Here is a 22,522-nt window from a genome sequence, read left to right as displayed (position 1 = left end):
ATTCTTCAACAACTTCAACCACTTGCGCCTCCGATCTCTCGTCAGCGGGAGGCGAATTCTACAGCGTTACACGCTGCTGTCAACACCTCTTTTTCAACTTCTTTCTGGCTTCGATAACCTGAAGCAACCCACCGCAGAAAACATCATAACTCATTGAATCTCAAGGAGTTTTTCGTTTCGACTGCGCCGGAAGTGGGGCGAATTATAGGCTTCCAGAATCTGCCGTCAACCGTTAATTTCTTTTTTCTATCGGTAGCCGGAAAAAGCCCCGTATATATAGACGCAGCCGCAGCGAGTGCGCAGTATATTGCCCAACGCCTAGAACAATACCCAGTTCCCACCTTGGACGATACCGCGCAATGAATGACCAACCCCGCTCTCTTGCCTCCATGATGTTCCCGGTTGGCCTGCTCTTAATAGCCATGGCATCTATCCAGTCCGGCGCGTCTTTGGCCAAAAGCATGTTTCCGGTGGTTGGCGCTCAAGGGACAACCACCCTGCGCCTGATCTTCGCCAGCGTGATCATGTTGTTATTGCTGCGCCCATGGCGAGCGAAGCTAACCGCCAAGTCGTTGCGCACAGTGATCGTCTACGGCATGGCATTAGGCGGTATGAACTTCCTCTTCTATATGTCTTTGCGCACGGTTCCGCTGGGAATCGCCGTTGCTCTCGAATTCACCGGTCCGCTGGCTGTAGCTATATATGCATCCCGTCGCGCCATCGATTTTCTATGGATCGGCCTGGCAGCAACCGGGCTGCTGCTGTTGATACCTACAGGAGCAACAACCGCCGGCATCGATGGGGTCGGCGCCGGGTATGCGTTAGGTGCCGGCGTCTGCTGGGCGCTTTACATCCTGTTCGGTCAGAAGGCCGGTGCCGACAACGGTGTTACAACCGCTGCGTTAGGCGTGATGATCGCGGCTTTGTTTGTGGCCCCCATCGGTATCGTGCATGCCGGCGCGGCTCTACTGACGCCATCGCTGATTCCGATTGCCATTGGCGTTGCCATCCTGTCCACCGCCCTTCCCTACACGCTGGAAATGGTCGCACTCACGCGTATGCCCGCACGCACCTTCGGTACGTTGATGAGCATCGAACCCGCGTTCGGAGCGTTGTCGGGACTGCTGTTCCTGCAGGAATACCTCACACTGTCACAATGGCTGGCGATCCTGTGCATTATCCTGGCTTCCGTCGGCGCGACCATGACTATGGGTAGCGCGGCCAAGCCTGTCATTGCGGCAGATTGAAACAGGATTTGACGAAGGTCTGGCAATTGGCGTTCATTTAGGCCATGTTTAAGCCCTTAACTCAGTGCCAGATATGGATTTTTTCGGATAGGGATATCGAAACGCTTAGAGTGCGAGCGAATACAGGCAGACCCGAGCGAGAGACTCGTGGCCGCTAGCTATAAGGACAGTAATGAAGCGAATTTTGATACTGGTAGCCGTACTCGCAGTCGCTGGCTGCGCGGCAACTTCGAAAACTTCGGTAAAGCACGGCAAGAAAGGACTGCACATCAACTGTTCGGGACTCTCGTCCTCTTGGGATCGGTGCTATACCAGCGCAGCTAATTCCTGCGCTCCGAAAGGCTACAGGGTCATCGCCAAATCGGGGGATGCCGTGGAGGAACCAGGCGACTATCCGTTTGGCCTCAACCCCGCTGGCTACACAAGTCGCAGCATGATCGTCATCTGTAAATAGATCACGCCTGTGTAGCGATCTGGCGTCCAATCTCGTGGTGACTGGACTTCAGCACCGCTCGCTGAATGTCCGGCGTGGCCAGCATACGCGCCACCACCAGTGCCCCAACACACTGCGAAAGGACCGACCAGGCCAGACTGTCGCTCTCAAGTATCTGCGCCCAACGCTCTTGAAGCCGGCATATCCACAACTCTGCCTGTTCACGCACCTGAATGTCCGAACGTGCGATTTCCGCCCCTAACGCTGGCAAGGCACAGCCGGATTCAGGCTGTTCAACGTGAGCCATACTCAAATAGTGCTTGAGACAGCGTTCCAGTCGCTCACGATCCTGCGTGCCATGCCCGCCCAGTCGCTCAAGGCTTTGACCCAACTCTCGCTCGACGATGGCAGAGAACAACGCATCCTTCGACGAGAAGTGGCTGTAAAACGCCGCACCACTCAAGCCAATGGCCTTCATCAAGCCATCGACGCCAACCGTGGAAAACCCGGATCGCTTGGCTGAAAGCGCACTGCTCTGCAATAGTTTTTCCCGGGTTTCCAGTTTGTGACTGGCGGAGTAACGCATGTGTTTGCCCTCGATTGGCCGCCTTGACGTTGCCTGGATCCTAGCATAACGTTCGTTCACTTAACGATCGTTTAATAAAGGGGCTACCCATGAATAACAAGAAGGTCGTATTGGTTGTCGGCGCAGGCGATGCGACAGGCGGCGCGATTGCCAAGCGCTTTGCCAGGGAGGGATTCATCGCTTGCGTCACGCGGCGCAGCGCCGACAAATTGCACCCGCTGGTGGAGTCGATTCTGGCCGAGGGTGGCGAAGCTCACGGTTTTGCCTGCGATGCGCGCAAGGAAGAAGACGTCATCGCGCTGATTGAAGACATCGAAACTCGCCTCGGTCCGATTGAAGTCTTCGTATTCAATATCGGCGCGAATGTGCCGTGCAGTATTCTCGAAGAAACCGCTCGCAAGTATTTCAAGATCTGGGAAATGGCCTGTTTTTCAGGTTTCCTCAATGCTCGCGAAGTGGCCAAACGCATGGTTACCCGTCAACGCGGCACCATTCTCTTCACGGGTGCTACCGCCGGACTTCGCGGGGCGTCGGGTTTCGCCGCGTTCGCGGGCGCCAAACACGGTATCCGCGCTCTGGCACAGAGCATGGCGCGTGAATTGGGGCCGATGAACATTCACGTCGCGCATGTAGTGGTCGATGGCGCCATCGATACCGATTTCATCCGCAACAGCTTCCCCGAGAAGTACGCCTCCAAGGACCATGACGGTATTCTGAACCCCGAACACATTGCCGAAAACTATTGGTATCTGCACAGTCAGCCACGGGATGCGTGGACGTTTGAGCTGGACCTGCGCCCTTGGAACGAGCGCTGGTAATCCCCTCCATAACAATAAAGAGAGTTCAGCGATGATGAGCAAAACCGTGGAGTTCTATTTTGACCTCGGCAGCCCTGCCACTTACCTCGCCTATACCCAGTTGCCGAAGATATGCGCTGCGACCAACAGCGAGTTGATCTACATGCCTATGCTGCTGGGCGGCGTATTCAAAGCCACCGGCAACGCCTCCCCGGCAATGATTCCGGCAAAAGGTCGCTACATGTTTCAGGATCTGGACCGCTACGCCAAACGCTATGGCGTCCCCCTGAGGTTCAACCCACACTTCCCCATCAACACGCTGATACTGATGCGCGCCGTAACAGGTGTCCAACTGCGTCAGCCAAATCGTTTCCAGGCCTTAATTGATTGCCTGTTTCGTGCACTTTGGGTAGAAGGCCGCAGCCTGGATGAAACAGCAACTGTCGCAGCGGTATTGAGCGAGCACGGTTTCGATCCACAAGAAGTACTGGCACTGACCAACGACGAAACCGTCAAAGCCGTTCTTAAGGAAAATACGGAAACAGCGGTTAAACGCGGAGTTTTCGGCGCGCCGAGCATGTTTATTGGCAAACAGATGTTCTTTGGCCAGGATCGCCTCGACTTTGTCGAGGAAGCGCTGCGCCAAGCCTAGAGGAAGCCGTGACTCAGGCGCTGGTATCAGCGCCTGAGTTGCAGTCGATCAGATAGCCATAGTGCGAGTGTTCAGCCATTCCAGCGCCGCACCATCGAGCAACGGGCTCAGACGCTCACGCACTTCGGCATGATAGGTGTTGAACCACTGTTTCTCTTCCTGCGTCAGCAGCGCTGGCTCCAGGCACCGAGTGTCGATCGGGCACAGCGTCAAGGTTTCAAACTTGAGGAATTCACCGAATTCACTGCTGCCCGCCTCACGGTTCATCGCCAGGTTCTCGATACGCACGCCCCAACGACCCGGACGATAAGTGCCAGGCTCGATGGACGTGATCATCCCTGGCTGCATCGCCGTCTGCGGTGCCGGCGCCGCTTGATAGGCAATGACTTGTGGGCCCTCGTGAACGTTGAGGAAATAGCCCACGCCGTGACCGGTGCCGTGACCGTAATCCACGCTCTCGGCCCAGATTGGCGCACGAGCGATGGCATCAAGCAACGGCGACAGAATGCCTTTCGGAAATTGCGCTCGCGACAGTGCAATCACGCCTTTCAAAACGCGCGTGCAATCGCGCTTTTGTTCTTCAGTCGGCGTACCGACCGGCACCATCCGTGTGATATCGGTCGTGCCGCCCAGGTACTGACCACCGGAATCGATCAGCAGCAGACCATCGCCCTCGATCACCGCGTGCTCTTCTTCGGTGGCGTGATAATGCGGCATCGCGCCATTGGCGTTGAACGCAGCAATGGTGTTGAAACTCAGCGAAACATAATCAGGACGACGTTCACGGGCAGCGGTGAGTTTCTCGTCGATGGTCAATTCGGTGATGCGTTCTCGGCCCCAGGCCGACTCCAGCCAGGCGAAAAATTCGCACAACGCTGCGCCATCCTGCTCCATTGCTTTGCGAATGTGCTGGGCATCGGCTTCGCTTTTTTGCGATTTGGCCAGCGTGGTCGGGTTCAAACCTTCGACCAGTTTCACGCCGCTGTCGAGGTTATCCAGCAGACCGCTGGTGACTCGGGCCGGATCCACCAGCAGGCTGGCGCCATTCGGCACAGCGCGCAAAGCGTCAGCCACTTCGCTGTAATCGCGCAGCGTCACGCCATCTTTTTCGAGCACTGCGCGCAAATCTGCATCAACCTTGCTCAAGGCCACGAACAGCATGGCTTGCTGTTGATTGATCAACGCGAAGGAAACAAACACCGGGTTGAACGACACATCGCCGCCACGCAGGTTAAACAACCATGCAATGTCGTCGAGGGTGGCGATGAAATGCCAGTCGGCTCCGCGCTCGTGCAGTTTTTCGCGCAGTTTGCCCAACTTGTCGACACGGCTGACAGTCGCCTGTGGCGGCAGATGCTGATAGATCGGAGCATTCGGCAGGCTCGGGCGATCGCTCCAGACTTCCTTCAGCAAATCGATATCGGTACGCAGACGAGCGCCGCGTGCTTGAAGTTTACTGCTCAAGGTGCGCGCTGAAGCCACAGCCATCACCGCACCATCGACCGCAACTACGCTACCTTCCGGCGTCTGCTCGGCCAGCCAGTCCAACGGACTCGGCTGACCCGGTTGCAACTTGACCAGTTCAATGCCGCTCCCCTTGAGCTCCTTGGTCGCCTGTTCCCAGTAACGACTGTCGGCCCAGACGCCGGCGAAATCTTCGGTGACAATCAAAGTCCCGACCGAGCCATGAAAGCCCGAAAGCCATTGCCGGCCTTGCCAGTAGCCCGGCAGGTATTCCGACAAATGCGGATCGGCCGACGGCACCAACAACGCATGAATGCCTTCGCGGCGCATCAGTTCGCGGGTCTGCGCGAGGCGGTGGGGCACCGATCCTTCGGTCGAGGTCTGGTTACTCATCATGTCTCCTGCCAATCACTTCATCGTTATTATTCGTAGCCGTTAGGTCGGCTGGTTAAAGACCTGTCGCCCAGAATGCCGGAGCACTGGCGCAGGCGGTTTTGATCAATTCTACGGCCTTGTCGATATCCTCGGTCGTTGTAAAACGGCCAAGGCTCAAGCGAATGGTGCGTTCGGCCAGACGTGCGTCATGCCCCAGCGCCAACAGCACATGGGACGGCGCGTTGCTTGCCGAGTTGCAGGCCGAGGTTGCGGAAAACGCCATCGAATGGCTCAGCGCCGCGCTGTTGAACTCGCCTTCGCCGAAGGTCAGGCTCAAGGTGTGCGGGATACGTTGGCTCGCGCTGCCGTTGAGATTTACGCCCGGCAGGCTCAGCAGTGGTTCGAGCAGGCGCTCGCGCAGCGCGACGATGGACGTCTTCTCTTCATCAAAGGAGGCTGCAGCCAAGGCAAACGCAGCGCCCATTCCGGCAATCTGATGGGTCGCCAGAGTCCCGGAACGAAGCCCTCCCTCGTGGCCGCCGCCATGAATCTGCGCCTGCAAACGTTGCTGCGCCCGCGGGCCGACATATAACGCGCCGATGCCTTTGGGACCATAAAGTTTGTGCGCCGAGAACGACATCAGATCCACTGGCCACTGCGCCAGGTCAATCGCTACCTTGCCAGCGCCCTGCGCCGCATCGACATGGAACAGTGCTTGGCGGCCACGCACGACCTCGCCGATGGCGGGGATGTCGTTGACCGTGCCGAGTTCGTTGTTGACCAGCATCAGTGACACCAGAAAGGTGTCATCGCGCATCGCTTCGCTGACAGCCTGCGGCGTGATCAGGCCGTCGGTGTCCGGCACCAGATAGGTCACGGCGATGCCGGCGTCCTGCAATTGGCGGGCGGTATCGAGGACGGCTTTGTGTTCGATCTGGCTGGTAATGATGTGGCCGCCCGGCACACCGCGCGCTTGGGCCACGCCTTTGAGGGCGAGGTTATTGGACTCGGTGGCACCGGAGGTCCAGACGATCTGTTCGGCTTGCGCGCCAACCAGTTCGGCGACTTGCCGGCGAGCCTGCTCGACCGTTTTCCGGGCCTGTTGGCCGAAGGTGTGGGAGCTGGAGGCCGGGTTGCCGAAGTTACCGTGAAACCCAAGACATTCGATCATCACCTGGATGACCCGCTCGTCCACCGGGGTGGTGGCGGCGTAATCGAAATACAACGGACGTGTGTTCATAAAAGACTCGCAGAGCGTGTTCCGGGATCAGGAGGCTCGTGTCTGCAAACGGCACAGCGCAGCCTCGTGAGCTGCGCGTCGGTTCGAGAGCGTCATCAATACCTGATCGGATGCCGTTAAAGAAGAACAACTTCATTTAAAAGTGCGTAGGAACGCTCCTGAAGCCGAGCTTAACAGGCATCGGGCCGGCGATTGAAGCAATGCGTCAGCTAAAGCTTTCGAGAAGTAACGGGTACAGCGAAATTACCAGTAACGTGGCCATTCCCCAGTTGAAAACACGCAACCAGCGCGGATCCTTCAGCACATTGCGCAATAGCGTACCGCACGCGGCCCAGACGCCGACGCTCGGTAGATTGATAATGGCGAACACGGCGGCGATCACCAGCACATTGGTGAAGTAACCCTGCATCGGCGTGTAGGTACTGATGGCACCGATGGCCATGATCCACGCCTTGGGATTGACCCACTGGAACGCCGCAGCGCCCAGATAGCTGATCGGCTTGCCTTCGCCTTGCGCGCTGTCACCGACAGGCCCAGAGCGCGCGATTTTCCACGCCAGATACAGCAGGTACGCGGCGCCGACATAGCGCAGCACCGTATAGAGAATCGGATAGTTCTGAAATACCGCACCCAAACCAAAACCCACCGCCACCACCAGCACAAAGAAGCCGCAGGTGATGCCGAGCATGTGCGGGATAGTACGGTTGAAGCCGAAATTCACCCCCGATGCCAGCAACATGGTGTTGTTCGGCCCCGGCGTAATCGAGGTGACAAGGGCAAACAGGGCAAAGCCCAGCAGAAGATCAAGCGAGAGGGTCATGGTGAGCAATCCATCAAGGTCATTCAGATGTCGACCCTATCCCACGCTGTCCATTAAACCCATGGACAGTTAGGTAAAACTTCAAGCAGTACAGTTGGCTTTCAGCTTGAACGGCCGTGTAGCTGTACGGCACGCTCAGCACTCATTTCGCCTTGTTTATCGAAACCAAATGCTTTTTGCGACTGGCCAAGCAACAAGGCTTTTTTCGCGTGGTATTCGTCAAAGGACAAACCACTGCGGTTGAGGGCCTCCATCGCTAACTCACGGGTTTCTTCGGGGGTGTAAGGACGTTGTTCCGGGGAGACATGGGTGGCACATCCGGCAAGCACGGAAACCACGAGCAACAGCGAAAGGGTCAGTAAACGATTCATGGGGCGCGTCCTGGCAAGCAGTGAGGAGTCGATGGACAAAGGCTACGCCCGGCCGCGCTCGTGCAAAAATCAACGCTCTCGATAGTGGCTATCAGAATTTGACCATCTCCCCGCGAACGGCTGATCCAGCTTTCGAACTACCCGACCAAATGGCAGTGCAGCGCATCGTCATGACTGCGGGCGATGCTGCTCAGCACCTGAAACGAATTGAACGTTACGGTTTTCGCCTGATGGGCGCGGATCAACTGCCAAAAATCCTGTTCACCATTCTCGAAACTGCTGAATGCCGCCTCCCCCGCCTCGCGGCTCTGCCATTGCACAAAACTCAACACCCGCCGGCCATCGTCGCTGGCCTGCACACTGGCGCTGACAAACCCCTCGTAGCGCAGGGCCAAACGCTCGGTCTGCACCGACAACGCCAAGACCAGTGCCGTTTGCTGCCGAGGTTCGATCTCGAATTCGATCAACTGGGTGAAGCTACGATTTTTCGCTGATGCTTGCATGAAAAGCCCCCTCGTATCTGTAAGGCGAATCTTGCGACTCGAAGGAGCGCAGGGTAAAACCTCTAGTTAAGTCAAGGTCAAGAGCTGTTTCAGATGATCACCAAAGAAAACCTACACAAGCCGTTAACCGTGGGCGAAGTCGCGGCCCGCAGCGGCGTTGCAGTCACCGCCCTGCACTTTTATGAAGCCAAGGGGTTGATCAAAAGCCAGCGCAATGCTGGCAATCAGCGGCGTTATCCACGCGCAGTGCTACGGCGGGTAGCGCTGATCAAAGTTGCACAGCGCCTGGGCATTACGCTGGCGGAAATTGGCGAGGCATTGAAAATCCTGCCGGATGATCGCGCCCCGACCGCGGCGCACTGGAAGATCCTGTCGCAGCAGTGGCAGCGCGAACTGGATGAGCGGATCAACCAACTGACGCTGCTGCGCGACCGACTCAATGGCTGCATTGGTTGTGGCTGCCTGTCGATGGAGGCTTGTCCGCTGCGCAATCAGGGCGATGTGCTGGGAGAACAAGGGCCCGGGCCGCACTTTCTCTAATACCGATAATGGGTGCTGCTCGTCGGGCAAAAATCCTCGCCGCAAGGACAGTTCTATAGTGAATTTTCCACCTTTCGGGTGGAGCCACATCTCTTCGAATAAAAATCAGGGAGAACGTCATGAGCATCAAGCCCATCCCGGAGGGGTATCACAGCATTACCCCATACTTGGGCATCCAAAAGGCCGCCGAGGCCATCGATTTCTATAAGAAAGCCTTCGGTGCCACCGAAGTCATGCGCCTGGCCATGCCCGATGGCGGCATCGGCCACGCGGAACTGCGTATCGGCGACAGCGCAATCATGCTCGGCTCGCCGTGTGATCAAGGGCCACTGAGCAGCCCCGACAAAGCGGTGTCGGTCGGTTTGCATCTGTATGTGACTGATGTCGACAAATCATTTCAACGGGCGCTGGACGCCGGGGCGACGACGGTGTCCGAGGTCAAGGACCAGTTTTACGGTGATCGCAGCGGCACGTTGAAGGATCCCTATGGGCATTTGTGGTTTCTGGCCACACGCAAGGAGGATCTGACAGAGGAGCAGATCAGACAGCGGGCGATGGAGATGTTCAGTCAGGGTTAGATTTTTGGGTGGCAGGTCTGGCCTCCTCACGAGTATGCCCGCTCCCACAGGGTTGTTTGGCGCGGTTGCTTCACCTGCCAGCGCTACTTACCGAGATCCCCAAGAGCAGTTCTGGATAATCGGGAGAATTGCGAAACATTTACTTTCATATCGTTTATCGGGATTTGCTTCGCTCATCCGTCTTATAGGGATACAGGCCTTTCGCGTAGGCAAAAGCCACGACTGCGCCTTTCAGGGACGCCAACTACGAAGCCCGTAGTCACGCGGCCTTTCACCGAATCAAGACGCGTAATCATGTCGAAGAAATCCCGCTCCAAACTGTGGTTCCTGGCACATAGCTGGCTCGCCTTGCCCATCTGGTTTTTTGTCCTGATCGTCTGTGTGACTGGCACGCTGGCGGTCGTCAGCCAGGAGATAGTCTGGCTAGCCAACCCGCAAATGCGCGCCAGCCAGCCGTCGGACGATACCCCGCTGCTCAGTTATGACCAGATTCTGGCTGCGATCAAAAAGGCCGAGCCCCAGACACGGGTGCAAAGCATCAGCCGTCCGGACGAATCACACTTTGCCCTTGATGTCGAAGTCAGCTACCCCGACGGGCGTTCACTGACGGTCTACGTCAACCCGTACACCGGCGTCATTCAGGGCACTGCGCCCGCCTTCGACTTCAAGGCTTTCACCCGCGCCCTGCATGGCTGGTGGCTGGTGCCATTCACCAACGGTTTCAGTTGGGGCTGGTATCTGGTGTCGTTTCTGGGCGTGCCCATGCTGGTGTCATTGATGACCGGATTGGTGGTCTACAAGCGCTTCTGGAAAGGTTTTCTGCGCCCGACCCTGCGTGTGCGCCACGGAGCACGCATCTTCTGGGGCGACTTCCATCGACTGTGCGGCATCTGGTCGATCTGGTTCATTGCGGTCATTTCCATCACCGGCATCTGGTTCCTGATCCGGGCGATTCTGTTTGATAACCAGATTTCCATCTCCAGCGAACCGATCATCCCGGCCATGTCCCGAGAAAGCGTACCCATTTCAGCGGCTGGCACGCCGCCGCCACGTATCAGCCTGGATCACGCCATCGAGATCGCTCAACAGAAGATTCCGGGGCTGCAAGCCAGTTTCGTCAGCCTGCCGGGTAACGCCTACAGCCACATGAGTGTCGGCGGTCGCGGCTGGTATCCATTGATGTTCCAGACCGCGACGCTCAACCCGTACAACGGTGACCTGGCCGCTTTACGGTTACTGTCCGATCGCTCCTCGCTGGAGTTCGTAACCGAATCCATGCGCCCGCTGCACACCGGTGACTTCGGCGGAATCTGGATCAAGCTGATCTGGTTTTTCTTCGGCCTGCTGCTGAGCATGATGGTGCTCAGCGGCTTGCTCATCTGGACCAAACGTACCGCCCTGGCGACCGCCAACGCGCTGAAGCGCGAGGACAAGAAAACCCGCATCAAGGCGCAAGCGGCCATGAGCCGTGAACCTTCGCAGGCCAGCCTGTGAGCAAGTCCACCTTGATCAAGCGGCCATCCCGACTGTCTCGCTTCTGGCACAAGTGGCGGTTTCACATCAATGTTCTGCTGCTGTTGATCCCGTTGGGCTTCATGCCCAAATACTTCGCCGATGCCTCATTGTTTCGCGGCGATAGTGGCCTGGGTCAGCACGAGATCGGCGATATCCAGGTCGGACCCTGGAGCCTGCGATTGGCCGAACTTCGTAATGAAGCCCCCATACTCACGGGGCCGGCCGGCTATATGAAGAGCTTCAGCGCCGCCCTTTGCGATACCTGTATCGAACAGGTCAAGGCCACCTATCTGCGCATCGGCAAGCCGCGCAGCCTGCGTGCAGCCGGCGTGATCTTCTTCGGTACGCCTTACCGAATGGACACACAACTGCCGATCCCGGAAAAAACCAAAACTGACGCCGAACTGTGGATCACCCTGGAGGGCTGGGACGGCAGCATGCATCAGGCCTCGATTCCCCTGAGCCAGGCCTCCCCCGCCACCATTGCCTGGCTGAACAAACAAGGAGCCAACCCATGAGCCACGCTCAACGCCCTTCCCGTCTGCGACTGAGCGCCGCGCTGCTGGTACTGTGCGCCGGTTTGAGCGCCAGCGCCCTGGCGCACAACCCGATGTGCGAGTGCAAAGCCATTGATGCCGAACAGATCAAATGCACCGGCGGCTTCTCTGACGGCAGCGGCGCACCGGGGGTAACCCTCGACGTGATCGGCTACGACGAGACGATTCTGGTGCCGGGCAAACTCGGTAGCGACTCGACCCTGACCTTCAAGAAACCCGGCGCCGAGTTCTACGTGCTGTTCGACGCCGGTCCCGGGCATGTCGTGGAAATCGACCAAGCGGACATCGAGGCACCATGAGTACGCCAACCACCCAAGTTGTGCGCCCGGCAGGAGCCGGCCATGAAACCCTCAACGTGTTGCTGATGTGCCTGTTGATCCTCGCGATAGCAGGGTCCGTGGTGGCATGGCGCAGGGTTTCCCACGAACCGGAGCCTGTTGCCAGCCATCAGTTCGATGCCCGGCGCGACCTCAGCGCCGCCGAGCAGGGCATTTATGCCGATCTGCGCGTGACGCTGGACGAAATCCAGTTGCTGCGCGAAGAACAGAAAACCCTGCCGTCCCCACAAGGCCTGGCCGATGAAGGTTTCGCCCCGTTTGCTCAGGACGTCAGCGCGATCAGCCGTGGCGGCCATGCCTGGCAAATACTCGCGGACAGCGCCTACTTCGGCCATAGCCAGACACCCGCCGTCGCCGGTTCGTTTCTGATGCGCGTAGCCGCCGATGACAAGGCGGCACCGGATATCTGGCTCAATCGTGATGCGGGTCTGCAAGCCCCATCGGAGCTGACCGACACCGCCCTGTCCGCCGCTGGGTGGAAACAGATCGTCGCGCAATACGATGCCGGGGTTACCCGCGAACATCGTCATTGATTCCTCGCCCTTATTCGAGAGAAGACCGCTTGCCCATGTCTATTTCATCGCCTCGCCGTCCGTTGTTACGTTTGTTTCTAGCGGGCCTTTGCGCCTGCCTGCTGAGCCCGCTGGCGAGCGCCGATCCGGCCAAACGCCTGCGCATCGGCATCACCTTGCACCCTTATTACAGCTATGTGGCGAACATCGTTGGCGACAAGGCTGAGGTCGTGCCGCTGATTCCTGCGGGTTTCAATCCGCACGCCTACGAACCACGGGCCGAGGACATCAAACGTATCAGCGGTCTGGATGTGATCGTGCTCAACGGTGTCGGCCATGATGATTTCGCCGACCGCATGATCGCGGCCAGCGAAACGCCGAACGTCAACACCATCGAAGCCAACGAAAACGTGCCGCTGCTGGCCGCCACCGGGGTCGCCGCACGCGGTGCCGGCAAAGTCGTGAATCCGCATACGTTCCTGTCGATCAGCGCCTCTATCGCGCAGGTCAACAACATCGCCCGCGAGCTGGGCAAACTCGATCCGGACAACGCCAAGACCTACACCCAAAATGCCCGCGCCTACGGCAAACGTCTGCGGCAGATGCGTGCCGATGCGCTCGCCAAACTGACCCAGGCACCCAACGCCGAATTGCGCGTCGCCACTGTTCACGCCGCTTATGACTACCTGCTGCGCGAATTCGGCCTGGAAGTGACCGCGGTGGTTGAGCCGGCCCACGGTATTGAACCAAGCCCGAGCCAGTTGAAAAAGACCATCGACCAGTTGCGCGAACTGGACGTAAAAGTGATTTTCTCGGAAATGGACTTCCCGTCCACTTACGTCGACACCATTCAGCGTGAGTCAGGCGTGAAGCTGTACCCGCTGTCGCACATTTCTTACGGTGAATACGCGGCAGACAAGTACGAAAAGGAAATGACCGGCAACCTCAACACCGTGGTTCGGGCGATTCAGGAGTCCGGCGCATGACGATAAAAGAACCCCTTTCTGACGCATCCAGATCCGCTGTGAGAGCGAGCTTGCTCGCACAGGTTTCGGGGCCGACGCTGGATTTTGCCGAAGTCAGTCTGACGCTGGGGCGCACCACGATTCTCGACAACGTAACCTTTGAGGTGCAGCCCGGCAGCGTGCATGCACTGGTCGGCCCCAACGGGGGTGGCAAGAGCTCGCTGATCAAGACGTTGCTGGGGCAAATGCCGCATCAGGGGCAGTTGAGCCTGCAATGGCCCGGCATGCCCGGCACCATCGGCTACGTCCCGCAGGCGCTGGAATTTGATCGCGGTTTGCCGATGACAGTCGACGATTTCATGGCCGCCATGTGCCAGCGCCGACCGGCGTTTCTCGGATTGAGCAAGCGCTACGCCGGCGCCATCGGTGCGGCACTGGAGCGCGTCGGCATGCAGGACAAACGCAAACGCCGCATGGGCGCGCTGTCTGGCGGTGAACGTCAGCGAGTGCTCCTCGCGCAAGGGCTGATCCCGGCGCCGCAACTGCTGGTGCTCGACGAGCCCATGTCAGCTCTGGACGAAGCAGGGATTCAGGTGTTCGAACGCCTGCTCGGCGACTGGCGCGCAGCGGGCATCACCGTGCTGTGGATCGAACATGATCTGGACGCGGTCGGGCGTCTGGCCGACCGCGTCACCGGTCTCAACCGTCGCGTGCTGTTCGACGCCACACCGCAACAGGCATTGACTCCGGAACGCCTGCTGAGTTTGTTTTCGACCCATCCACGGAGCGTTGCCTGATGAGTTATGAAGCCTTTCGTCTGATGGTCCAGGGCTGGGCCTCCTCCGGTTACCTGCCCGAAGCGCTGGCCTATGGTTTTGTGGTCAATGCATTGCTTGCCGGTCTGTTGATCGGCCCGGTACTCGGTGGCCTCGGCACGCTGGTGGTGGTCAAGCGCTTCGCGTTTTTCTCGGAGGCGGTGGGCCATGCGGCGCTGACCGGTGTGGCCATCGGCATCCTGCTCGGCGAACCCTACACCGGACCTTACGGCAGCCTGTTCGGTTACTGCCTGCTGTTCGGCATCCTGCTCAATTACCTGCGCAACCGCACCGGCCTGGCACCAGACACCCTGATCGGCGTGTTCCTGTCAGTGTCGCTGGCACTGGGCGCGAGTCTGCTGCTGATTCTGGCGGGCAAGATCAACGTGCACATTCTGGAAAACGTGCTGTTCGGTTCGGTGCTGACCGTCAACGGCAACGATCTGGCAGTGCTGGCCATCGTCGGTTCGCTGGTCATGGCGCTGGCCCTGCCGCTTTACAACCGCATCATGCTCGCCAGTTTCAACCCGCAACTGGCCGCCGTGCGCGGCGTGGCCGTAAAGACTCTGGATTACCTGTTCGTGATTCTGGTGACACTGATCACCGTCGCGGCCGTGAAAGTCATCGGCGCAATTCTTGTGGGCGCGCTGCTGGTGATTCCTGCGGCGGCCGCGCGGTTACTCAGCCAGTCGCTGAAGGGCTTTTTCTGGTGCTCGGTATTGATTGCCACCATCAGCACTTTGTGCGGCATTCTCGCGCCGATCGTGTTCGATCTGCCGATTCCGTCCGGCGCCGCGATCATTCTGGTCGCTGGCATCGCCTTCGCCCTCGCCGCCATTGCGCGCGGTGTCGTCCCCAGTCTGAAAGGGAACCTTGGATAAATGGCTTTTTCATTGCGCAACCTGACGTTGGCCATGGCCCTGTGCGGCGTGGTCTCGCCCCCTCTGATGGCCGCCGAAAGCACCAAACCCCTGCGAGTGCTGACCTCACTGCCAATCACCTATGGCCTGAGCGAGGTGCTGCTCAAAGGCACCGACATCAGCCTGGAACGTGCGGCACCGGTCAACCTGCCGGGCAGTCGCCAAACCGCCTACTTCACCGGGCGCGGCGCGCCGGCGTTGAGCAAACTGGCAACCGGCGCCGATGCGGTGATCGGTGTGCGCTCGTTGTGGGCCGATGATCCGCTGTACCCGATCGCCCGCCGCAGCAACATCCGTATCGTTGAAGTCGATGCTGCCCGTCCGGTCGACGGCGCCCTGCCCGGCATCGCTGTGCAACCGGGGTCGAAGGTCGATGGTTTGAACAGTCAGCCATGGCTGGCGAGCAACAACATGGGACGCATGGCCGACGTGATGGCCGCCGATCTGGTGCGTTTGGCACCGACCGCCAAGCCGAAGATCGAGGCGAATCTGGCGGAGCTGAAACAGCGCTTGCTCAAGCTCAGCGCCGACAGCGAAGCGCGTCTGGCCAGTACCGATAATCTGAGTGTGATGAGCTTGAGTGATCACTTCGGGTATCTGATCAGCAGCCTGAACCTGGAACTGATCGCTCAGGATCCGCGCCCTGATGCTGACTGGACGCCGGAAGATCTGAAGCAACTGACGGCGACGCTAAAAGACAATGAGGTGGCGGTGGTGTTGCACCATCGACAGCCGTCGGAGGCGGTAAAAGCGGCAATTGCTGAATCGGGCGGTCGGCTGTTGGTGTTGAGTACAGATGCGGCGGACCCGGTGGCTGAGCTGGAAGGCAATGTCGACGCCCTGATCAAGGGGCTGAGTGCAGTTACAGCGCATTAACGCTCTGCATGATCAAATCCCGGAAATGACAAAACCCGCTGACTGCATCCAGTCCAGCGGGTTTCTTTTTTTTGCCCGGCAGCTTATTGAGCGGCTGTCAGACCTTCCATCTTCTGACGCAGGCTCAGCGGACGCATGTCAGTCCAGACTTCCTCGATGTAGGCCAGGCATTCCTTCTTCAGGCCGCTCTTGCCCACGGTGCGCCAACCCTCTGGCACGGCCTTGTAATCCGGCCAGATCGAGTACTGCTCTTCGTGGTTGACCACGACCTGAAAGAGGATGTCCTCGCGGTCGAATACTGACGTCATGCTGATTCTCCATCGTTGTAAGGGTGGGCTGCTCGAAGGGTGCAGCCGGGTATGTAGAAAGAACGTTCGGCGTGGTGAGAAATTTAGAGTGCCGCGATGGCCGCGCCCAGAGCGCGACCGAAAATCTCGGCAACACGGTCGATCTCGGCAGCGGTGATCACCAACGGCGGCAGGAAACGCACCACCGCGCCATGACGGCCACCCAGTTCCAGAATCAAGCCACGCTTGAGGCATTCGCGCTGCACCAGTGGCGCCAGGCGCGCAAACGACGGTGGATGGCCGAGCGCATCCGGGGCGCCATTCGGATCGACCAACTCGACACCAAGCATCAAACCGCGACCACGAACATCGCCCAGTTGCGGGAAATCCCGTTGCAGGATGCGCAGGTGCTCACTCAAACGCTCGCCCATGGCGGCGGCGTGTTCGCAAACCTTGTGTTCGACCAGATACCGCATGACCGCAGAGCCTGCAGCCATCGCCATCTGATTGCCCCGGAACGTACCGGCGTGGGCGCCCGGTTGCCAGGTGTCGAGCCAGTCGCGATAGACCACCACCGCCAGCGGCAGACTGCCGCCGATGGCTTTGGACAGCACCACCACGTCTGGGGTGATGCCAGCGTGTTCAAAGGCGAACATTTTGCCGGTACGGGCGAAACCGCTCTGGATCTCATCGACAATCAGCGCCACGCCAGCCTTCTCGGTGATCCGGCGCAAACCGCGCAGCCATTCGATATCGGCGGGGATCACACCGCCCTCGCCCTGCACCGCCTCGACGATCACCGCCGCAGGCAATTGCACGCCCGCTTCAGGATCGTTCAGCAGGTTTTCCAGATAGCTCAGGTTTGCCTTCACCCCCGCCGCGCCACCGAGGCCAAACGGGCAACGGTAGTCATACGGGAACGGCATGAACTGCACGCCGCTGCTGAGCAAAGCCCCCAGCGGTTTTTTCGGCCCCAGGCTGCCCATCAGGCTCAATGCCCCCTGACTCATGCCGTGATAACCGCCGGAGAACGACAGCACCGTGCTGCGCCCGGTGGCGGTGCGCACCAGTTTCAACGCCGCTTCCACCGCGTCAGTGCCGGTCGGGCCGCAGAACTGGATCTTCGCTTGCGACGCCAGCGCCGGGGGCAGCAGACCGAACAGATCCTGGACAAACTGATCCTTGACCGGGGTGGTCAGGTCCAGCGTATGCAGCGGCAATTCATCGGCCAGCACCTGCTGGATCGCCTCGATCACCACTGGATGGTTATGCCCCAGCGCCAGCGTGCCGGCACCGGCCAGGCAGTCGATGAACGTACGCCCCTCGACGTCTTCGACATACAAGCCCTTGGCGCGCTTGAGTGCCAGTGGAATGCGGCGTGGATAGCTGCGGGCATTGGATTCCTGCCGGGCCTGACGGGCCAGCAATGGCGATTCATTGAACTGATACAAGGTTTCCGCTGGCGCCGAGATGACCCGGGCCGACGACTCTTCGATAAGGCTGGTGGCGACTGACATCTCTCGACCCCTCAATTGGCTATGAATAGCGACCAAAACAGCACACCCGACAGTTACGCACTCCCGTCACGGGGCGCACTTGCAGGTTTTCCTGTTCTGGAAACGCTTAAGCGAGGTGAGGATTTAGGCCCTTGATCGACTCGTCATCCGGGCAACGGCAGCGGCTTGTACATGGGTAGGACCTGCAAGCCTTGGTGTGCCAGGGATGGTTCAGATTCGTGATACCCCAGATGACGATAAAAGGCTTCACCGGTGCGAGTGCTGTTGAGGTGGGCGTGAAGCGCCCCCCGAACCCGCAGCCAGCCTTCAAGATCACTCATCAACGCCCGCCCCACACCACGGCGAAAGGATTGCGGCTGTACATAGCAGAACACAATGTCGCCGCTGACCCGGGCCATGCCGACACCGACCGGTTTGTCCGCAAGCAAAGCGATACTCAAGTAGAAGTGCGGATCGGCGAGCCGGGCACTGATGACGTCGGCGCAATGCTGCCGGGTCCAGCCACTGACGAGCGGCGGGTCATTGCGATGATCGAGCGCACAACCGAAACGGATCGAATGTTCGATGATACGGCTGATGATTCCGACGTCGGCCAGAATGGCCGGACGAATGCAGATGGGTGCTTCCATGGCGCAGTTCCCTCAATCCATTGAGTCAAAGCTGGGGTGACCTTAACCCCAAGCCAGCCGGATAGCGAACGCCGAGAAGTTACATTTGATGAGCCAAAACACTGATCCTTTGTGGGAGCGGGTTTGCTCGAGAAGGTGTTGTGTCAGTCGACATCAATATCAACTGATCAGACGCCTTCACGAGCAAGCCCGCACCCACAGGGATTCATGCTGGATTCAGGCCGGTTGTAACGGCATGGTCAGTTCAACCCGCAACCCATCCGGGCGGCTGTCGAAATGCAGCGCGCAGTCGCAACGCTGGACGATTGCCTGAACAATCGCCAGGCCCAGGCCGCAGCCCGTGCTCTGGCCGTTGCGCCAGAAGCGCTGGGTCAGATGCTGCAGATCGTCCTGCGCAATGCCGGGACCGTGGTCACGCACGACAAAGCGTACACGGTTGCCGATGGTTTCCAGGCTCACCTCGACCGCACAGTCCTCGGGCGTATGGCGCAGGGCGTTGTCGAGCAGATTGCGCAGCGCGGCAATCGACAGCACCGCTGGCATTTGCAATGGCGCTGCCGAGAGATTGGCCGGCAACTTCAATTCGATCCGCTGACGTTCACCACCCGTGGCGTCCTGAATGGCGAGTCTGGCCACTTGTTCGGCGCTGCATTGCGAGCCGTCATCAAACGACAGACTGCCCTCAACCCGCGCCAGCAACAGCAACTGCTCAAGCGTGCGATGCAAGCGATCAGCGCCCTCCTCGGCCCGTGCCAGCGACTGATCGCGGGCACTGCCGTCGGTCATGCGTGCCACTTGCAGGTGCGTCTTGATCGCCGTCAGCGGGCTGCGCAGTTCGTGGGCCGCGTCTCCGGTCAGGCGACGTTCACGTTCGATGGTCTTGCCGATGCGCTGGAACAACTGATTCTGGGTGTCGAGCAAAGGCTTCAGTTCGCTGGGAAACGACTGCAACTGCAACGGCTCAAGCGAATCGGCATTACGCCGCATCAAGGCTTCGCGCAGACGGTTGAGCGGCGCCAGCCCTTGGCCGATCCCCAGCCACAGCAGGCACAGACATCCGAGTAACGCCACCCCCACCGGCACCGACGCCGCCAGCAGGATCGACATGTTCAGGGCTTCGCGTTCAATCTGCCGGTCCGCCGTGGTGATCCGCACGTCGCCCCGGGCGAGGGTGAAACTGCGCCACGGCGCGCCGTCGATCATCTGGTCGTGGAAGCCCATTTTCTCGGCCTCCAGCGCTTGTTCAGGATGGTTGTGACTGCGGGCAAGAATCTCCCCGCGCAGCGAACTGACCTGACAGGCCATGCCGCCGGGAATGTTCAGTTGCTCGGCACTGAAATGGGTGCCCTCGCCTTTGCTCGGCAAGGCTGGCAATTGCTCCAGCAGCCCGGCAACCATGCGCGCTGAAGCCACCAGACGCTGGTCGAGGGAAAACATCATCTGATTGCGCAGATCGCTGAGCATCCAGGCCGCTGCCAACGCCCAGATCAGCGCAAACGCAGCGCCGAGGGTCAGGCTCAGGCGCAATCGCAGGCTCATCACTTGTTCTGATCTCCACCATCGGCCGGCCCGAGGCGATAGCCCAGCCCTCGCACGGTTTCGACTATGCCTTTGCCGAGTTTGCTGCGCAGGTGGTGGATATGCACGTTCAGCGCGTTGCTTTCCAATTCATCATTGAAACCGTAGACGCTGTCTTTCAATTGTTCGGTGGAAAGCACTCGGCCCCGGTTGTGCAGGAGGGCTTGCAGCAGCGATTGTTCGCGTCGCGACAAATCCACCGGTTGCCCCGCCAGGGTGGTTTCACGGCTGCTCGGGTCGTAGGTCAGCGCACCGTGTTCGATCAGGTTGACGCTGCGCCCGGCCACTCGACGCAGCAAGGTTTGCAGACGCGCAAAAAGCTCACGCAGGTCAAACGGTTTGAGCAAGTAATCGTCAGCGCCGGCCTGCAAACCGTTGACGCGGTCGGTGACCGAATCGCGCGCAGTCAGAATCAGCACGGGAATCTCCAGGCCTTGTTGGCGTAGCTGCTGCAACAATTTGAGGCCATCTTCGTCGGGCAGGCCGAGATCAAGCACCATCACGTCAAACTCGGCGACCTTGAGTATCGCCCGCGCCTTGGACGCGGTGTTGACGTGCTCCACAGTCAAGCCCTGGGCAGTGAGACCGGCGACGATACCGCTGGCGATCAACTCATCGTCTTCACAAACCAGTACGTGCATGGCAACTCCCTGAGCAAAAAACGTGAGTGAAGCAAGCGAGGATTAAGCGGCAATTATGGCGATCCCCGATGGTGACGCAAAGCACAGTGAACAATCGAGTGGGCATGCGCCCTGTGATCGCCCACTCCAATAGTCAGATGTCGCGCAAGATCATTTCCATCCAGCGTTTCCAGAAATAAAAAACAACACCTTTTCACTACATACAAATAACGTTTCCAGATAGTTTGAACACGCCTCAAAAAACAACCCTAATTAAATGGACTTAAAACATGCCTCAATTAAAAAATTTCGTCGCCGTCGACTGGCGCTCTGGCCCTGACCGCATTTATTTTTTCTTTAAGGACACCGACACTTATTCTCGATTCGATATCGGCGATCGACAAGTGCCGGACGGTTATCCCGGCCCCACTGAAGGCAGTTGGGACAAGTTCGACCCGTACACCAAACACTTGCGCTTCGGCTTCACCACCACGTCGCTGGGTTTTAACGCCGGTGGCGACGAAGATATCGCCTGGCTGTTCTTCTACAACGGCGACACACCGACAGTCTGCAAGTACAACCAGGATGAAGATAAAGTGTCGGGCATTTACAAACTGGCCGACACGCTCTGGAAGCCAATACTTCCTTACTTTGACAAGATCATTACCGGCACATGGGCAGAGATTACTGGCCATTCTTTCCTGTTCAGATTCATCCTCAATGACGGGCATTACCTGACGTTCGACTACAGAGCAAAAACACTGACCCGCAATGCTTTGGGCCAGCATAGACTGGGCGCCCTTATTCCTTATAAAAACCGGATCATCACCGGCGCACAAAATGATCGAACTTTCGCTGACAGCTATTGGTATATCTTCCTGACCGGCAACCAATACCTTGTTTACAACATACAGACAGACCGGCTCGTCTCCGGCCCGCACAACATCAATGAAACCAATTGGCCGGGACTGCTGCGCGACTGAACCTGTGTTTGGCAGCCGCCGTACAAACAAACCTTAAAGCAGCAAACTTACCGCTTTTATATGAATGGAATCAGACATGCCTGAATTAAAAAATTTTGTCGCTGTGGACTGGCGCGCAGGAAAAGACCGGATTTATTTTTTCTTCAAAGACACCAATACCTACTCACGCTTCAACATCGGTGACAATGAAGTACCGGCGGGTTACCCCTCACCTGTCGAGGGCAGTTGGGATACTCTCAATGACGTAAAGAACCTGCGCTTCGGCTTCACAACAACCGGATTCCCTCGCAAGAGCGTATTGTTCGACGACCGCGATATTCTGTGGTTGTTCTCTTATCAGAATAAAACTCCAGTGGTGACGTGGTACAACCAGGATACCGATAAAGTCATGGGCCAACAGTACGTTGAACATTCAATGTGGCATCGCCTGCAACCTTATTTTGAGCGGATTGTCGGAGGTACCTGGTGGCCACGTCCCGCAAACGACAAATATTTCCGGTTTCTGTTAAGCGATGGCACCACCGTCAGCGCCAACCTGGAACGCGACACTATTTGTCACGACACGATCAACGAAAATAACTGGCCCGGCTTGTCGCGCTATAAACATCGAATTATTTCCGTTGCACAAAATGATCGAACGTCAGACAGTTCGGTGCTTTACATCTTCCTGACTAACCACGAGTACCTGAGATACGACATGAGCAAGTCACGAACGTACGGCCCAAAGTCGGTCAATGACGGTACGTGGCCAGGACTGTTGCGTGACTGACTGGCCAGGAGGCGTCACAGGGCGCGGTTAATCAT

Annotated in this window: 27 protein-coding genes; 16 read left to right on the top strand and 11 right to left on the bottom strand. The window is 58.5% G+C overall.

Annotated features, from left to right (window positions below; all coding sequences use genetic code 11):
* The first annotated feature begins 359 nt into the window (after positions 1 to 359).
* Positions 360 to 1,247: a threonine/homoserine exporter RhtA gene (gene rhtA, locus ACIOU6_RS05600; RefSeq protein ID WP_401134512.1), complete on the top strand. Its 888-nt coding sequence runs from the start codon at positions 360 to 362 to the stop codon at positions 1,245 to 1,247.
* A gap of 172 nt (positions 1,248 to 1,419) precedes the next feature.
* Positions 1,420 to 1,701, top strand: a complete 282-nt coding sequence (locus ACIOU6_RS05595) for a hypothetical protein (RefSeq protein WP_221729125.1) — start codon at positions 1,420 to 1,422, stop codon at positions 1,699 to 1,701.
* Between the two features lies 1 nt (position 1,702).
* Here the strand turns inward: ACIOU6_RS05595 and ACIOU6_RS05590 are convergent, their stop codons facing one another.
* The gene (locus ACIOU6_RS05590) at positions 1,703 to 2,266 is read right to left on the bottom strand and encodes a TetR/AcrR family transcriptional regulator (protein WP_401134510.1); all 564 of its coding nucleotides are present in this window, start codon (positions 2,264 to 2,266) and stop codon (positions 1,703 to 1,705) included.
* An 89-nt stretch (positions 2,267 to 2,355) separates the two neighbouring features.
* Here ACIOU6_RS05590 and ACIOU6_RS05585 point away from each other — a divergent pair, with 89 nt between their 5' ends.
* Together ACIOU6_RS05585 and ACIOU6_RS05580 are read left to right on the top strand one after the other, a co-directional pair.
* Positions 2,356 to 3,084: an SDR family oxidoreductase gene (locus ACIOU6_RS05585; RefSeq protein WP_221729127.1), complete on the top strand. Its 729-nt coding sequence runs from the start codon at positions 2,356 to 2,358 to the stop codon at positions 3,082 to 3,084.
* Between the two features lie 34 nt (positions 3,085 to 3,118).
* Complete coding sequence (locus ACIOU6_RS05580) at positions 3,119 to 3,715, top strand: 2-hydroxychromene-2-carboxylate isomerase (RefSeq protein ID WP_401134516.1); 597 nt, start codon at positions 3,119 to 3,121, stop codon at positions 3,713 to 3,715.
* 48 nt (positions 3,716 to 3,763) lie between these two features.
* Here ACIOU6_RS05580 and ACIOU6_RS05575 read toward each other — a convergent pair whose 3' ends face one another.
* From ACIOU6_RS05575 to ACIOU6_RS05555, 5 genes are all read right to left on the bottom strand, one after another.
* The gene (locus ACIOU6_RS05575) at positions 3,764 to 5,572 is read right to left on the bottom strand and encodes an aminopeptidase P family protein (protein ID WP_401134507.1); all 1,809 of its coding nucleotides are present in this window, start codon (positions 5,570 to 5,572) and stop codon (positions 3,764 to 3,766) included.
* A 55-nt stretch (positions 5,573 to 5,627) separates the two neighbouring features.
* Positions 5,628 to 6,794, bottom strand: coding sequence for an aminotransferase class V-fold PLP-dependent enzyme (locus tag ACIOU6_RS05570; RefSeq protein WP_401134504.1), 1,167 nt, complete (start codon positions 6,792 to 6,794; stop codon positions 5,628 to 5,630).
* A gap of 205 nt (positions 6,795 to 6,999) precedes the next feature.
* Positions 7,000 to 7,614: a LysE family translocator gene (locus ACIOU6_RS05565; protein ID WP_221729130.1), complete on the bottom strand. Its 615-nt coding sequence runs from the start codon at positions 7,612 to 7,614 to the stop codon at positions 7,000 to 7,002.
* A 101-nt stretch (positions 7,615 to 7,715) separates the two neighbouring features.
* Complete coding sequence (locus ACIOU6_RS05560) at positions 7,716 to 7,985, bottom strand: hypothetical protein (protein ID WP_221729131.1); 270 nt, start codon at positions 7,983 to 7,985, stop codon at positions 7,716 to 7,718.
* A gap of 137 nt (positions 7,986 to 8,122) precedes the next feature.
* Positions 8,123 to 8,488 carry an antibiotic biosynthesis monooxygenase gene (locus ACIOU6_RS05555; protein WP_221729132.1) on the bottom strand — a complete coding sequence of 122 codons (366 nt, stop codon included), beginning with the start codon at positions 8,486 to 8,488 and terminating at the stop codon, positions 8,123 to 8,125.
* Positions 8,489 to 8,581: 93 nt separating this feature from the next.
* On the opposite strand from ACIOU6_RS05555, the gene soxR reads away from it, so the two are divergent.
* The 10 genes from soxR (at position 8,582) to ACIOU6_RS05505 (ending at position 16,104) form a co-directional block, all read left to right on the top strand.
* Positions 8,582 to 9,028, top strand: a complete 447-nt coding sequence (gene soxR / locus ACIOU6_RS05550; protein ID WP_221729133.1) for a redox-sensitive transcriptional activator SoxR — start codon at positions 8,582 to 8,584, stop codon at positions 9,026 to 9,028.
* Positions 9,029 to 9,147: 119 nt separating this feature from the next.
* A complete protein-coding gene (locus ACIOU6_RS05545; protein WP_221729134.1) occupies positions 9,148 to 9,606 on the top strand; it encodes a VOC family protein in 459 nt (152 codons plus the stop codon).
* Between the two features lie 294 nt (positions 9,607 to 9,900).
* Positions 9,901 to 11,100 carry a PepSY-associated TM helix domain-containing protein gene (locus ACIOU6_RS05540; protein WP_401134500.1) on the top strand — a complete coding sequence of 400 codons (1,200 nt, stop codon included), beginning with the start codon at positions 9,901 to 9,903 and terminating at the stop codon, positions 11,098 to 11,100.
* Positions 11,097 to 11,639 (top strand): thiamine pyrophosphate-binding protein, encoded by a 543-nt coding sequence (locus ACIOU6_RS05535; RefSeq protein ID WP_401134497.1) that lies wholly within the window; start codon positions 11,097 to 11,099, stop codon positions 11,637 to 11,639. Before ACIOU6_RS05540 ends, ACIOU6_RS05535 begins: the two co-directional genes overlap by 4 nt.
* Positions 11,636 to 11,977: a hypothetical protein gene (locus ACIOU6_RS05530; protein ID WP_401134494.1), complete on the top strand. Its 342-nt coding sequence runs from the start codon at positions 11,636 to 11,638 to the stop codon at positions 11,975 to 11,977. Before ACIOU6_RS05535 ends, ACIOU6_RS05530 begins: the two co-directional genes overlap by 4 nt.
* Positions 11,974 to 12,549 (top strand): DUF6162 family protein, encoded by a 576-nt coding sequence (locus ACIOU6_RS05525; protein ID WP_221729138.1) that lies wholly within the window; start codon positions 11,974 to 11,976, stop codon positions 12,547 to 12,549. The genes ACIOU6_RS05530 and ACIOU6_RS05525 overlap by 4 nt, the downstream gene beginning before the upstream one ends.
* Positions 12,550 to 12,584: 35 nt before the next feature.
* A complete protein-coding gene (locus ACIOU6_RS05520) occupies positions 12,585 to 13,514 on the top strand; it encodes a metal ABC transporter substrate-binding protein (RefSeq protein WP_221729139.1) in 930 nt (309 codons plus the stop codon).
* A complete protein-coding gene (locus ACIOU6_RS05515) occupies positions 13,511 to 14,290 on the top strand; it encodes a metal ABC transporter ATP-binding protein (protein WP_260455448.1) in 780 nt (259 codons plus the stop codon). Before ACIOU6_RS05520 ends, ACIOU6_RS05515 begins: the two co-directional genes overlap by 4 nt.
* Complete coding sequence (locus ACIOU6_RS05510; RefSeq protein WP_221729140.1) at positions 14,290 to 15,189, top strand: metal ABC transporter permease; 900 nt, start codon at positions 14,290 to 14,292, stop codon at positions 15,187 to 15,189. The genes ACIOU6_RS05515 and ACIOU6_RS05510 overlap by 1 nt, the downstream gene beginning before the upstream one ends.
* Entirely contained in the window at positions 15,190 to 16,104 is a 915-nt protein-coding gene (locus ACIOU6_RS05505; RefSeq protein ID WP_221729141.1) for a metal ABC transporter solute-binding protein, Zn/Mn family, read from the top strand.
* Between the two features lie 83 nt (positions 16,105 to 16,187).
* Here ACIOU6_RS05505 and ACIOU6_RS05500 read toward each other — a convergent pair whose 3' ends face one another.
* The 5 genes from ACIOU6_RS05500 to ACIOU6_RS05480 all read right to left on the bottom strand — a co-directional run bounded on the left by ACIOU6_RS05500 (position 16,188) and on the right by ACIOU6_RS05480 (position 20,756).
* Complete coding sequence (locus tag ACIOU6_RS05500; protein ID WP_221729142.1) at positions 16,188 to 16,412, bottom strand: MbtH family protein; 225 nt, start codon at positions 16,410 to 16,412, stop codon at positions 16,188 to 16,190.
* A gap of 83 nt (positions 16,413 to 16,495) precedes the next feature.
* The gene (locus tag ACIOU6_RS05495; protein ID WP_221729143.1) at positions 16,496 to 17,908 is read right to left on the bottom strand and encodes an aspartate aminotransferase family protein; all 1,413 of its coding nucleotides are present in this window, start codon (positions 17,906 to 17,908) and stop codon (positions 16,496 to 16,498) included.
* Positions 17,909 to 18,051: 143 nt separating this feature from the next.
* A complete protein-coding gene (locus tag ACIOU6_RS05490) occupies positions 18,052 to 18,537 on the bottom strand; it encodes a GNAT family N-acetyltransferase (protein ID WP_401134488.1) in 486 nt (161 codons plus the stop codon).
* A 216-nt stretch (positions 18,538 to 18,753) separates the two neighbouring features.
* Positions 18,754 to 20,076, bottom strand: coding sequence for an ATP-binding protein (locus ACIOU6_RS05485; protein ID WP_401134485.1), 1,323 nt, complete (start codon positions 20,074 to 20,076; stop codon positions 18,754 to 18,756).
* Positions 20,076 to 20,756: a response regulator gene (locus ACIOU6_RS05480; protein ID WP_221729146.1), complete on the bottom strand. Its 681-nt coding sequence runs from the start codon at positions 20,754 to 20,756 to the stop codon at positions 20,076 to 20,078. The genes ACIOU6_RS05485 and ACIOU6_RS05480 overlap by 1 nt, the downstream gene beginning before the upstream one ends.
* Positions 20,757 to 21,025: 269 nt before the next feature.
* Between ACIOU6_RS05480 and ACIOU6_RS05475 the strand changes: the two genes are divergently transcribed.
* Positions 21,026 to 21,718: a hypothetical protein gene (locus ACIOU6_RS05475; protein WP_401134482.1), complete on the top strand. Its 693-nt coding sequence runs from the start codon at positions 21,026 to 21,028 to the stop codon at positions 21,716 to 21,718.
* A 76-nt stretch (positions 21,719 to 21,794) separates the two neighbouring features.
* A complete protein-coding gene (locus ACIOU6_RS05470; RefSeq protein WP_221729148.1) occupies positions 21,795 to 22,487 on the top strand; it encodes a hypothetical protein in 693 nt (230 codons plus the stop codon).
* The last annotated feature ends 35 nt before the right edge of the window (positions 22,488 to 22,522 follow it).

The organism is Pseudomonas sp. NPDC087615 (assembly GCF_044743445.1).
Lineage (GTDB): Bacteria > Pseudomonadota > Gammaproteobacteria > Pseudomonadales > Pseudomonadaceae > Aquipseudomonas > Aquipseudomonas baetica_A.
This window is presented reverse-complemented; position numbering and strand designations above follow the sequence as displayed.